General features: G+C 61.8%; 10 protein-coding genes. 6 read left to right on the top strand and 4 right to left on the bottom strand.

Translation table 11 applies throughout. The features are described from left to right. Positions 1-222: 222 nt before the first annotated feature. Positions 223-1,128 carry a DUF3108 domain-containing protein gene (locus V1273_RS02640; RefSeq protein WP_442894057.1) on the bottom strand — a complete coding sequence of 302 codons (906 nt, stop codon included), beginning with the start codon at positions 1,126-1,128 and terminating at the stop codon, positions 223-225. Between the two features lie 339 nt (positions 1,129-1,467). Here V1273_RS02640 and rpmB point away from each other — a divergent pair, with 339 nt between their 5' ends. From rpmB to V1273_RS02610, 6 genes are all read left to right on the top strand, one after another. Further along, positions 1,468-1,776, top strand: a complete 309-nt coding sequence (gene rpmB / locus V1273_RS02635; RefSeq protein ID WP_171579080.1) for a 50S ribosomal protein L28 — start codon at positions 1,468-1,470, stop codon at positions 1,774-1,776. A gap of 210 nt (positions 1,777-1,986) precedes the next feature. Continuing rightward, entirely contained in the window at positions 1,987-2,751 is a 765-nt protein-coding gene (locus V1273_RS02630; RefSeq protein WP_334408625.1) for a hypothetical protein, read from the top strand. 272 nt (positions 2,752-3,023) lie between these two features. Continuing rightward, positions 3,024-4,295 carry an AAA family ATPase gene (locus V1273_RS02625; protein WP_334408624.1) on the top strand — a complete coding sequence of 424 codons (1,272 nt, stop codon included), beginning with the start codon at positions 3,024-3,026 and terminating at the stop codon, positions 4,293-4,295. Between the two features lie 3 nt (positions 4,296-4,298). After that, on the top strand, positions 4,299-4,934 hold the full coding sequence (locus V1273_RS02620; RefSeq protein ID WP_334408623.1) for an RloB family protein: 636 nt from the start codon (positions 4,299-4,301) through the stop codon (positions 4,932-4,934). 237 nt (positions 4,935-5,171) lie between these two features. Continuing rightward, the gene (locus V1273_RS02615; protein WP_334408621.1) at positions 5,172-6,458 is read left to right on the top strand and encodes a DUF2235 domain-containing protein; all 1,287 of its coding nucleotides are present in this window, start codon (positions 5,172-5,174) and stop codon (positions 6,456-6,458) included. A gap of 318 nt (positions 6,459-6,776) precedes the next feature. Next, the gene (locus tag V1273_RS02610) at positions 6,777-7,904 is read left to right on the top strand and encodes a DUF2336 domain-containing protein (protein WP_334408620.1); all 1,128 of its coding nucleotides are present in this window, start codon (positions 6,777-6,779) and stop codon (positions 7,902-7,904) included. A 25-nt stretch (positions 7,905-7,929) separates the two neighbouring features. Here the strand turns inward: V1273_RS02610 and V1273_RS02605 are convergent, their stop codons facing one another. The 3 genes from V1273_RS02605 to cobT form a co-directional block, all read right to left on the bottom strand. Beyond that, a complete protein-coding gene (locus V1273_RS02605) occupies positions 7,930-9,042 on the bottom strand; it encodes an NADH:flavin oxidoreductase/NADH oxidase (RefSeq protein WP_334408619.1) in 1,113 nt (370 codons plus the stop codon). Between the two features lie 89 nt (positions 9,043-9,131). After that, positions 9,132-10,199 (bottom strand): esterase-like activity of phytase family protein, encoded by a 1,068-nt coding sequence (locus V1273_RS02600; RefSeq protein WP_442894056.1) that lies wholly within the window; start codon positions 10,197-10,199, stop codon positions 9,132-9,134. A gap of 4 nt (positions 10,200-10,203) precedes the next feature. Beyond that, positions 10,204-12,108 (bottom strand): cobaltochelatase subunit CobT, encoded by a 1,905-nt coding sequence (gene cobT, locus V1273_RS02595; RefSeq protein ID WP_334366117.1) that lies wholly within the window; start codon positions 12,106-12,108, stop codon positions 10,204-10,206. Positions 12,109-12,121: the final 13 nt, after the last annotated feature.

Genomic DNA, 12,121 nt, shown 5'->3' with positions numbered 1-12,121 from the left:
AAGCGACGGTTTCGGGACTAATTTCTTAAAAAGATCAGGGCGACGGAGTCGAATCAGAAGTGAGGAAGAGTCAAGGCGGATTCAGCTCTCCCGTCGTCCCTGCGAACGCAGGGACCCATAACCACAAGCGCTCATGTTCGCGCCGGCTGCAACTCCGAGTCCCTCAATTAACACGGCCGCGGCGTATGGGTCCCTGCGTTTCGCAGGGACGACGGTAAAGCCTCAATTCGTCTTCGCCACCCGTGGCGGCATGGCTGATGTCACGAACGACGTCGCTTCCAGCATCGCCAAGCCGAACGGCGTCGGGATCGTCATGCGGAAGGGAACCAAGACGCGCGTCCCCGCAATCGGCACAAACGTAATCTCGATCCGCCGTTCGTTCGCGAGATATTTGATCACGGGGCGATCGGGGATGTAGCCCGCGACCGGGTTGAAATAGATCGCGCAGACCAGCGCCGGCCCGTGATAGCCCTTTTCGGCTTTGACCGTTTCCATGCGCTTGTAATCGAGCTTGAGATCGTAGCGCATGCGTCCGTCGAAAATCCCGGCTCCGGTGCGGCAGGAATCCGGCGCCAGCACTTCGCCATTGCCGGGCACGCGCAGCAGTGAGCCCGTCATGGGATCGAGCACGCTTTTGCGGTGCGCGTCGGTGACGGGAATGCGGCCGGGATCGACCGGCGGCGCCGGGTCGATCGAAAAATCCTTCACGCCGCCATTGGCCAGCGAAATCCGGATAGTCTCGGATTTCTTCTGCGTGGTGGTGGTCGCGGTATAGGCGTTCGCCACCAGCGCGCCGTTCACGATGCGGCCCTGGCTGGCGCCGGAACCAGTGCCGCCGGAAAACGCCTTCAACAGCCCGGCCGTGCCGCCCTGCGCGGAGGCCGAAAACACATCGTCGCCGATTTCGATGGTCCAGCTTCCCTTGCCGACGGGGATGCCCGCCAGCGTCGCCTCATAATGCGCGTCCAACCGCCCCTGCGCGGAAGCTGTCTGCGGCGCGAGTAAGCTCCACGCAGCGGCGCACAGGCCGACGACGAGGCCGAGCCTGGCGGAGAGAGTTTGGCGCGAAACGGCGCATCTGGCAGTCACGAATGAATAATCCCGGGATCGGCGCGAGCTGATGTTCATTTAGGCAAAAATATCCGGCAAACAACGCGGGTTATCGCGAAAACCACGCCTCTACCCGACCTCTCCCTGGCCTCCCACCGCTTGCGGGGGCTTGGGGCCGGTTCTTTTTCGAAAGCCATGGTGTCGACGCGGATTACGCCCTTTATATGGTCCCTTAAGTGGCTGGAACCCCTGGTAAACCAGCCGTTACAGTTGACTTTACCAACCCAACAACCTTGACCCCGTGGCCGTCTCCCCCTATACGTCCGCGGTTCCTGGAATGGACGCGATTTTGGACCCCCGCGGCGCCCGCGAGAAGCGGCTTGGCCTTGAGAAGGGGATGGAAGAGGATTTTTCGGAATGTCCCGGCGCTGCGAACTGACGGCCAAGGGCCCCCAGGTGGGCCACAAGGTGAGCCACTCCAACATCAAGACCAAGCGGCGCTTCCTGCCGAACCTGGCCAACGTCACCTTCATCTCGGACGCGCTCGGCCGCAACGTGCGCCTGCGCGTCTCGACCAATGCGCTCAAGAGCGTCGACCACAATGGCGGCCTCGATGCCTACCTCCTGAAGGCCAAGGCCGACGTCCTCTCCCCCCGCGCCCTCGAACTGAAGCGCGCGATCGAGAAGAAGGTCGGCAAGCCCGCGTTCGTGAAGAAGGCGAGCTGAGTCCAAGGCGAAATCGGCGGATCGAAGTTTGGAGCGGCCGGGTCGGAAGACCCGGCCGTTTTTGTTTGAGCACACGCACGCACTCTCTCCTCGTCATGGCCGGGCTCGTCCCGGCCATCCACGTCTTACTTCGTTCTAAAATCACACCGTACTTCCACGGTGTGCATTCCCGCGCATGCGCGCTTGCCCACGTCCTCCGGTTGCTCTTGTATGGCGACGGGTCTGGGGGCTGATGTCATGCGTAATTTCGGAATCGTGGCGCTTTGCGCCGCGTTGGGCGGCTGCGTTTCAAACGGCGAAACAATAGCGTTTCGCGCTTCCAATCCACAGCAACAGGCGATGATGCGCGACGGGCAACCGGCGCTTGTCTCACGCCAGAAGAGTTCGCTGGTGCTGGTCCGCCCGGCATCGCGCCAACTGCAGGCGAACGGACGCCCGGTGTTTGTCGTCGGCATCAACAACATTGGCAAGCAGCCGACGGAATTTCGCGTAGCCCAGGTGGAAGCCGTCCAGCACGTCGGCGGCTCCGATTTCGGGATGCAGATCGTCACGTTCGAAATGCTGCAGCAGGAAGAAAAGAACCGGCAGGTGGCAGCAGCCATTCTGACTGGTGTTGCCGGTGCTGCGAACGCCTACAGCGCCTCTCAGGCAGGTCATGGCACCTATACGACACCAAGCGGTCGCACAGGTACGTTCTACAGCCCGACAGCCGCTGTGATCGCGCAGAACAGCGCCGCCATTCAGAACGAAGCTATGTTCGCCGCCACCATCGAAACGGGACAACGCAACATGGCCATGCTCGAGCAGACGGTCATCAAGGACAACACGCTCATGCCCGGCGAATGGTATGGCGGGCAGTTGCATCTGGCGCCGCCGACCGATCAGGCTGGCGGGAAGAAGAGCTATACGATCGTGATTACGGTCGGACAGGATCGGCACGTGGTGGACGTAGCGCAGGCGCCGGCGGGGACATGAATGAGGCACGCCGACGCTTGGAACTGAGCTAGACAGAGGTTGAAAGTTCCGAGCGGCCGAGTTGGAAGACTCGGCCGCACAACTATAGATTGCCGCACAACTATAGATTGCCGCAACTATAGATTGCATACCTAAAACAGCCAACTTAAAATTTTGAAACCTGAATGAAATAGAACCAGTTTTCCGGAAGATATCCATTGCAATCTTATGGCATAGTTTACATATTTCATGCACAAAGTGGCTCGAAACGTAGTGTTGATTGGATTTAGCCCATGATCGTGTTCTTCTCGGTGGAAAACTTTCGTTCGATCCGGGACAGGCAGGAGTTTTCACTCGTGCCCTCTGGCTTCTTCAAAGAACACGCCGAAACACTTTTGCGGTGTGAACCAATGGAGGGAGGATGGCTTTTGCCATCAGCCGTAATTTACGGACCTAACGCATCTGGCAAGACCAATTTGATTGAAGCATTTCGGTGGATCAAGAGTGCCGTAAACTTCTCCCAAACTCGAGGAACTCCAAATGGGGGCGTGCCAAGACGGTCATTTGCTTTGAGCCCGTCCTGCAAGGCGAAGCCTACTAAAATTGAATTAGAATTTGTGATGGACGCAACGCGCTATCGCTACGGCCTTCATGCTACGGATGAAGCATTTACAGAGGAATGGCTGTACGCGTTTCCTCACGGGCGTCGTCAAATGCTATTCGAGAGAAGCGCACCAGATGAGATCAGGTTTGGTCGCACGCTCAAAGGACAGAACAAGGTCATCTCGGAGCTAATGAGGCCAAATAGTCTGTTTCTGTCTGCAGCGGCTCAGAACGGGCACGAGCAACTGTCTAAGGCTTTCTTGTTCATCACTTCCATGAAATTCGACACCACGTTAGTTCCGAACCGCGCATCAATGGCAGCTAAGCAGAAACTCATTGACGACCGCATCATCAATTTTCTAACGCAGATTGGAACTGGCGTAATTGGTTTCCGAGCCACAGAAAAAGAGCACGATGCCGATACGAAGGTCTTCCGCACCGAACTACAGGCATTGTTACAGCGGCATCTGCCCGAAGAACCTGTCTCCGAGCCGCCCGCCAAGTTAACTGACTTTGAACTCGCCCATCAATCTGACACTGACGAGGTCGTTTATTTAGAGCTCGCGCACGAAAGCGCGGGCACTCGTCGTTTGCTAATTATTCTCTCCTCTGTTTTTGCCGCTTTAGATAGCGGTACCGCACTTTTTATCGATGAACTGGATGCCAGCCTTCACACTCAAGTAGGCGAAGCAGTTCTAGCGCTATTCTCCAACCCGAAGACGAACCCATTAGGCGCCCAACTGGTCGCGACAACGCACGATACTAATCTAATGACGTCAAGTTTCCTCAGGCGAGATCAAATCTGGTTTAGCGAGAAGGATATTGGGGGCGCTACACACCTGTTTCCTCTTTCAGATATCAAAACCAGAAATACCGACAACATCGAGAAGGGCTATCTTCAAGGCCGCTATGGTGCGATCCCTTTCTCAGGAAGTAGCTCCAATCTTTTGCTGGTCAAATGAACTATGGCAAAAGCCTCCCGTCGTCGATTCTCAAACAGCAAGCGTCGTCGTGCAGTATATGATCCCAAACCCCTTTTCTTGCTGGTCTGCGAAGACACAAATTCCGCTCCGCTTTACTTTGCAGCTATCAAGCGCGTGTCGAACGCAAATATCGAGATCATTCCGGGAGCAGGGACGCCTGAGGTGATTGCAGCCACAGCTGTCGAGGAAGCAACGAAACGCGGCTTTATCGGCAAAAAGGGATTGGATTGGTATGCCAAGTCCGATCAAGTTTGGGCCGTCTTCGATCGAGATGAACACCATCACTTTGATCGAGGTGTAAAAATATGTGCTGAAAACGGAATTTTTGTTGCCAGATCAAACCCGTGCTTTGAAATTTGGCTCATTCTTCACCACGAAGACTTCCACAGGCCGGATGGCCGTCATCAAGCTCTCGACCACCTCTGTTCCCTCTGCCCCGAGTACAAGGAGGGCAAAGGACGCTCTCTTGATTACGTCAAGTTGATCAAAGAGCTATCCAAAGCGGAAGCAAGAGCTGAGGCGCAACTCAACTCCCGATCGAAGGAAGGCAAACCATTCGGTCCACCTTCAACAACCGTCTTCGAACTAACGAGAGCGGTCTGGAAGAAAAGAAGCTAACGTCGGCTCTCGACGGCGCGGGGAATCTTCGCTCTTTCGGGCGACGGCCATGTTAGCGATCATAGCCACAAGCACCTGAGCCTTTGCTCCCCTGATTCGAGATCGCTCTACAGCGACCGCACCAAATCTCAACGACCTCACACCTCTAATCATCTTAGGAGCCCGGCCACCGTTTAGCGCAATAGCCCAAATCCCAAACTCCGCTATACTCGCCGAGGCAGCCCCCGCGAGTCCCCCATGCGCAACATCATCATCTGCTGCGACGGCACCGGCAACGAGATTTCCGAGAACATCTCCAATGTGCTCAAGCTCTATCGCTGCCTGCGCAAGACGGAGAAGACCGAGCCGCGGCAGATGGTGTTTTACGATCCCGGCGTCGGCACGCTGGAGCGGCCGGACCCGTGGCACAAGTTCAAGCAGGATTTCAACGCCATCCTGGGGCTCGCCACCGGCTATGGGCTCGATGACAACGTGCTCGCGGCCTATGGCTTCCTGGTCCAGCATTATCGCGAAGGCGACCAGATCTATCTGTTCGGCTTTTCCCGCGGCGCCTATACCGTGCGGGTGCTGGCGGGGCTGGTGCACAAGATTGGATTGATCTCGCCCGAGCAGGTCAATCTCGCAGGAAGCGGCCTGATCGCCTACAAGCAGTTCTCCTCCGACGAGGCGCCGAAGCTGCGCCGCGAGATGAAGCTGCTCAGCGATGCCGGCGACGCGCAAGGGCCGCTGCCGCAGACCGCGTTCGACAACGCAGCCCAGTTCGCGCGCATCACGTCTGCGCGCTGGCCGACGATCCGCTTCGTCGGCGTCTGGGATACGGTCGCCAGCGTGATCGTGCCGCGGGCTGATCGGTTCTACTGGCCGAGCCTGGAGGAGCTCGCGTTCACCACTGCGAACCCGAGCGTGCAGACTTTCCGGCAGGCGATCTCGATCGACGAGCGGCGCCGCATGTTTCGCCTGAAGAAATGGGACGATCCGCAGACCTTCCGGCACAACCGCTTCAACGACATCAACGCCGAGCCGCAGGATATTCTGCAGGTGTGGTTCGCCGGCGTGCATGACGATATCGGCGGCGGCTATCCGGAAAAGGAAAGCGGGCTTTCAAAATATCCGCTGCTCTGGATGATCGACGAGGCGACAAAATGCGGGCTCCGCGTCAACCAGGCCACCGTCAACCAGCTCGCCTGGGGCATCCAGCGCAAGGGCAGCCCGTTCTCCTATGTCGCGCCTGACGTGCGCGGCGAAGCGCACGAGTCGCTGCGTGGCGCGTGGTGGCTGCTCGAATATCTGCCGAAGCGCGCGACGTACAAGGAATGGCCGGCGCGCGAGAGCCATTTCGGCTACTACATCCCCGACGCCGAGCCGCGGCTGATCCCGGACGGCGCAGTCATCCACGAGTCGGCGCTGCAGCGCATGGACGCGCTGCCGAGCTATCGGCCGGTGAACCTGCCGAAGCACTACGAGAAATTCCCGATGCCGACAGCGTCGGCGCATGCGAGCGCGGAGGACGTCGCGGAATTGTAGGGTGGCATTCAGCCGTCGTCCCGGACAAGCGAAGCGCGATCCGGGACCCATACGCCGCGGCCGATGTTGGCGTGGCAAGATGGACGACGGCTTTGCTCGACCATGCACGCCGGTGGTTATGGGTCCCTGCGTTCGCAGGGACGACGCGGCGATAGTTGGATGCGAAGCGCATCACTCGGCCACTGGCCTAGCACCGCCGCAACCTTACGGCCGCATTGCTGCCGCCGCGGAACCCAAATGGTTTACGAATCGTTCAACTCTGCTCCCTAATCTCACCTATCTGCTGCCAGAACCGCCTTGAAACGCTCAGGACGAGCGATGTTGGAACGATCGATCACCGAGGAGGTCGAGGCGGCCATCCAGGCCGGCTCGGCGGAAAAACATCTGGATGCGCTGAGGCAGGTCACCGACCTGTTTCTGCTGTCCGCCGACGGCTATTCCGGCGAGCAGATCGAGCTGTTCGGCGACGTGCTGGAGCGCCTGATCCGCACCATCGAGCTGCGGGCGCTGGCCGACGTCTCCGCGCGCATCGCGCTCGCCGAATTGAGCACGCAGCTCGCTTCGGCGAAGCAGGCGCCGCCTCGCGTGATCCGAAGGCTCGCGCACAATGACGAGATTACGATCGCGCGTCCGGTGCTGACCGAATCGGCGCGGCTGACGGCCGAGGATCTGGTGGAGTTGGCGCAAACCAAGGGCGAGCAGCATCTGCTGGCGATCTCCGGGCGCTGGTGGCTGACCGAGATCGTCACCGACGCGCTGCTGAAGCGGCATTATCCCTCCGTCAGCCGGCGGCTCGTCACCAATCCCGGCGCGCGAATGTCGGCGAGCGGTTTTGCGATCGTGCTGAAGCAGGCGGAGAGCGATCCAGATCTGGCGGTCGAGACCGGCATCCGCATCGACCTGCCGGCCGAACAGCGCCGGCAACTGCTGCAGAACGCAACGGAAGCCGTGCGCACGCGGCTGTTGTCGCGCGCGCCGCCGCATCTGTTCGAGGAGATCCGGAACGCGATCGCCGCCGCCTCGACCGGCGCCAGCCGCGAAATGTCGCGCACGCGCGATTTCACCGCCGCCCGCCGCTTCGTCGCCGCGCTCGCCAAACACGGCAAACTGAACGAGCCGGCGCTCTTGGCATTTGCGAGAGAGCGGAAATACGCCGAGACGGTCGCAGCGCTCGCCGAACTATCAGGCTCGAGCGTCGAGGTGATCCGCCCGGTGATGCAGAGCCTGCGCGACGACGGCGTGCTGATCCCCTGCCGCGTCGCCGGGCTGAACTGGGACACGGTGGCCGCCGTGCTCGATAGCCGCTTCGCTGCCGGCTCGATGGGCCGGCACGAGCTCGCGAAAGCGAGAGAGCAATACGCCAAGCTGACGGTCGAGAGCGCCCGCCGCCTGCTGCGCTTCTGGCAGGTCCGTCCCGTCGACGCGGCGCCGAAGCCGCCGCGTTGAGGAACATGATGACGGCGAGCGCGCGCTACCGCGTCCCGAACGTCGTGGCGCCGAACAGCGCCTTCTGGGTCGAAGGCTGCGAGCGCCAGTATTGCGGCGGGGCGAACACCTCGCCGCCGAGTTCGGCCGCGGCGTGCCAGCCCCAGCGCGGGTCGTAGAGCATGGCGCGGGCGAGCGCGACCATGTCGGCCTTTCCGGAGGCCACGATCTCCTCGGCCTGCTTGGCTTCCGTGATCAGGCCGACGGCAATCGTGGTCAGCCCGGTCGCCTCGCGGATCGCTTGCGCGAACGGCACCTGGTAGCCGGGGCCGAGCGGAATTTTTTGCAGCGGCGACACGCCGCCCGAGGACGCGTCGATCCAGTCGACGCCGTGCTTTTTCAGCTCCTGCGCAAACTCGATGGTCTGCGCCAGATCCCAGCCACCCTCGACCCAGTCGGTGCAGGAGACGCGCAATCCCACCGGCTTGTCATGCGGAAACCCCGCGCGCACCGCGTCGAACACTTCGAGCGGAAAGCGCATGCGATTCTGCAATGAGCCGCCATATTGATCGGTGCGCCGGTTGGCGATCGGCGACAGGAACTGGTGCAGCAGATAGCCGTGCGCCGAGTGCACCTCGATCGCGTCGATGCCGAGGCGCTCGGCGCGCTTCGTAGTCGCCACGAACGCATCGCGCACGCGCGCAAGCCCCGCGGCATCGAAGGCAACGGGCGGCGGCTCGCTCTCCTTGTGCGGGATCGCCGACGGCCCCTCCGCCCGCCAGCCGCCCTCAGTCACCGGGATCAACTGCCCGCCATCCCACGGCGTGTGGCTCGACGCCTTGCGGCCGGCATGCGCGAGCTGCATCATCACGGCGGCCTTCGAACGCTTGCGCACGGACGCCAGGATCGGTCTCAGCGCGGCTTCGGTGGCGTCATTGTAGAGGCCGAGGCAGCCCGGCGTGATCCGGCCCGTCGGCTCCACCGCCGTCGCCTCGATACAGAAAACGCTCGCCCCCGACAGCGCCAGCGAATTGATATGGGTGAAGTGCCAGTCATTGGCCTCGCCGTCGACAGCCGAATACTGGCACATCGGCGCCACCATGATGCGGTTGGCGAGGTTAAGGCCGCGCAGCTTGATCGGGGTAAACAAAGCGCTCATGGGGACATTATCCGGACTGGAGGACAGCGAGCCTTATGGTGTAACGAGCCGGCCCTGTCGCCTCAACCCGCGCCGGCTGCAACCCACCCCTACTCCACCAGCGCGAATTGCAGCAGCAGATTGCGCTGGATCATCGAGAAATTGTCGTCGGAGACGAGCGTCAGGACCGTTTCGCCCTCCGGCGTGACATGGGCGTCGATGCCTTCCAGATTGTCGATCTCGCTGCCGAGGTCGGCCTCGAAGATCACGGGGCCGTCGATAACTGCCCCGGGGATTATAGAGGCAAGCGCGATGCGGCGGATGCGGATGCCGACGCCGCCGAGCCAGGAGAATTTGCGTTCGAGCAGCAGCAGCCCGCCGGACGGCAGCAGCACCGCGTCGCTGACATCGAAATTGTCGCTGCGACGGATGCTGAACAGCCCCAGCGTCCTGCCGATCAGGAAGGCCGTGATGTTGCCCTGCGCGTCGAGCCCGCGTTCGGAGATCGCGATCAGCGTTCCCGCCAGTGGCAAGCCCTTCGGCACCACGACAAGCGCCTCGATTCCCTTGTTGTAGGGCAGCTTGCGCACGCCGAGCGGCAACTGAATCAATTCGCCCTGCGCGCGCGTAAATCCCTTGGAAAAGTCGAAGCGCAGGATCTGATTGACGCGCTCGAGGCCGACATAGACCAGCGAGCCGTCGAGCGCGAGCGCCTCGGTGTCGTACCAGCCGCGCGAGGTGATCGGCTTGCCGTCGTGGCCAAGCACCGGCGAGGCCTCGACATCGTCGAGTCCGGTCATCTCGCGGCCCTTGTAGACAATGCGGCCGGTGAACCAGCCCCCCTTGTCGCTGATGGCGATGAAGCGCTCGCCCTTTGGATCCAGCCGCAGGCCGGACAAGCCGCCGAAACCGCGGAACCGCGACGTCAGGATCAGCCCGCTGCGAAATTCGAGTTCGCCGAACCGCACACGCGAGCGGTCGCGGGTATCGAACGACTGCAGCGGCCTTGCATTGACCTCAATCGAGACCGGCGCACTGACCGAGAACTCGTCGGGAACAGTCTGCCTCGGCGGCCGCTGAACGGCGGTCTGCGCCAATGCAGCGCCGGGCACGGCAGCCATGGAAAGCCCCGCCGCTGCATATTTCAAAAGGCGGCGGCGGCCTATGAGCGGGGGCATGCGCTCACGAATGCAGGCGGCGCGGCCGGTGGTGGCTCGTGGCAGGCGCGGCGCCGTGGGTTTCGCTGAACAGCTCGGCGAGCTTTTCGGTGATGGCGCCGCCGAGCTCCTCGGCATCGACGATAGTGACCGCGCGGCGATAATAGCGCGTGACGTCGTGGCCGATGCCGATCGCGATCAGTTCGACCGGCGAACGGGTCTCGATCTCCTCGATGATGTGGCGCAGATGCCGCTCGAGGTAATTGCCGGGATTGACCGACAGCGTGGAATCGTCGACCGGCGCGCCGTCCGAAATCATCATCAGGATCTTGCGCTGCTCGGCGCGACCGAGCAGTCGCTTGTGCGCCCAATCCAGCGCCTCGCCGTCGATGTTTTCCTTCAGCAGGCCCTCACGCATCATCAGGCCCAGATTCTTGCGCGAACGGCGCCAGGGCGCGTCGGCGGACTTGTAGATGATGTGGCGGAGATCGTTGAGCCGGCCGGGATTGGCCGGCTTGCCGGCCGCGAGCCAAGCCTCGCGGGACTGGCCGCCCTTCCAGGCGCGGGTGGTAAAACCCAAAATCTCGACCTTGACGCCGCAACGCTCCAGCGTGCGCGCGAGAATGTCGGCGCAAGTGGCCGCCACCGTGATCGGCCGGCCGCGCATCGAACCGGAATTATCGAGCAGCAGCGTCACCACGGTGTCGCGGAAGGTCGCTTCCTTCTCGTGCATGAAGGACAGCGGGTGATAGGGATCGGTGACCACGCGCGACAGCCGTGCGGGGTCGAGAATGCCTTCCTCGAGATCGAACTCCCAGGCGCGGTTTTGCTGCGCCATCAAGCGGCGCTGCAGCCGGTTGGCGAGCCGCGCCACGATGCCCTGCAGATGCGCGAGCTGCTTGTCGAGGTAGGAGCGCAGCCGCTCCAGTTCGTCATGATCGCAGAGATCTTCGGCGGCGATGACCTCGTCGAATTTCGGGGCAAAGGCGTGATATTCCGGGCCGCGCGGCTCGTTGGCGCCACGCATATTCGGCCGCGTCGCTTCGCCCGGCGTCTCGTCGTCGCCGAGTTCGCCGTCGTCGAACGTATCTGACGTGGAAGCCTGCGCGCTCTCCATCGCGCTTTCCGACATTTCGTCGGTGGAAGCCTGCGCCTGGTCGGCGCTCATTTCCTGCGCGGCATCGGAATCGGGCGAGCCCTCGGCGCCGGACTGATCGCTCTCGCCGTCCGGATTCTCGTCATCGTTTTCGTCGTCATCGGCGTCCGCATCGCGGTCGTCGCCGAGGTCGAGCGCTGACAACAGGTCGTGCACGAGATCGCCAAACTTGGCCTGGTCCTCGGTGACGCGGCTGAGCTTGTCGAGCCGGGTGCCGATCTTGTCTTCCAGCGCCGGACGCCAGAGATCGACCATTTTTTTCGCAGCCGCCGGCGGCGCAAGGCCCGTCAGCCGTTCGCGCACCAGCATCGCCAGTGCATCGGACAGCGGCGCATCGGCGCGGTCGGTGATCTCGTCGTATTTGCCACGATGAAAGTGATCGTCGAGCATCGCGGTAAGGTTCTTCGCCACACCCGCCATTCGCCGCGAGCCGATGGCCTCGACACGGGCCTGCTCCACCGCCTCGAACACGCCGCGCGCCTGCGGATTTCCCGGCATCAGCTTGCGATGCACCTTGGGATCATGACAGGCGAGCTTCAACGCGACCGAATCGGCGTGGCCCCGCACGATCGCAGCATCCCGCTTGGTCATCTTGCGGGCCGGTTCCGGCAACCGCGCCTTGCCCGGTGCAAGACCGGGACGCTCGGCCGCGAACGTCACTTCAAGTTCCGGCGCCTTCGCGATCGCGCGCAGGCACGAGGTCACCGCGCGCTTGAACGGTTCGGTCGGGGCTTCCTTGGATCCGGTGCGGAATTTGATGTTCGACGTCGTCATTACGTTTCTATCA

Origin of the sequence: Bradyrhizobium sp. AZCC 1721, from assembly GCF_036924715.1 — a bacterium.
Lineage (GTDB): Bacteria > Pseudomonadota > Alphaproteobacteria > Rhizobiales > Xanthobacteraceae > Bradyrhizobium.
Note: the sequence above shows the minus strand (reverse complement) of the source record. Positions and strands in the feature narration are given on the sequence as shown.

What these genes read in the sequence shown, in the direction of transcription:
- V1273_RS02640 (WP_442894057.1), bottom strand. Translation starts at nt 1,128, where the DNA reads ATGAACATCAGCTCGCGCCGATCCCGGGATTATTCATTCGTGACTGCC.
- rpmB (WP_171579080.1), top strand. Translation starts at nt 1,468, where the DNA reads ATGTCCCGGCGCTGCGAACTGACGGCCAAGGGCCCCCAGGTGGGCCAC.
- V1273_RS02630 (WP_334408625.1), top strand. Translation starts at nt 1,987, where the DNA reads ATGGCGACGGGTCTGGGGGCTGATGTCATGCGTAATTTCGGAATCGTG.
- V1273_RS02625 (WP_334408624.1), top strand. Translation starts at nt 3,024, where the DNA reads ATGATCGTGTTCTTCTCGGTGGAAAACTTTCGTTCGATCCGGGACAGG.
- V1273_RS02620 (WP_334408623.1), top strand. Translation starts at nt 4,299, where the DNA reads ATGGCAAAAGCCTCCCGTCGTCGATTCTCAAACAGCAAGCGTCGTCGT.
- V1273_RS02615 (WP_334408621.1), top strand. Translation starts at nt 5,172, where the DNA reads ATGCGCAACATCATCATCTGCTGCGACGGCACCGGCAACGAGATTTCC.
- V1273_RS02610 (WP_334408620.1), top strand. Translation starts at nt 6,777, where the DNA reads ATGTTGGAACGATCGATCACCGAGGAGGTCGAGGCGGCCATCCAGGCC.
- V1273_RS02605 (WP_334408619.1), bottom strand. Translation starts at nt 9,042, where the DNA reads ATGAGCGCTTTGTTTACCCCGATCAAGCTGCGCGGCCTTAACCTCGCC.
- V1273_RS02600 (WP_442894056.1), bottom strand. Translation starts at nt 10,199, where the DNA reads ATGCCCCCGCTCATAGGCCGCCGCCGCCTTTTGAAATATGCAGCGGCG.
- cobT (WP_334366117.1), bottom strand. Translation starts at nt 12,108, where the DNA reads ATGACGACGTCGAACATCAAATTCCGCACCGGATCCAAGGAAGCCCCG.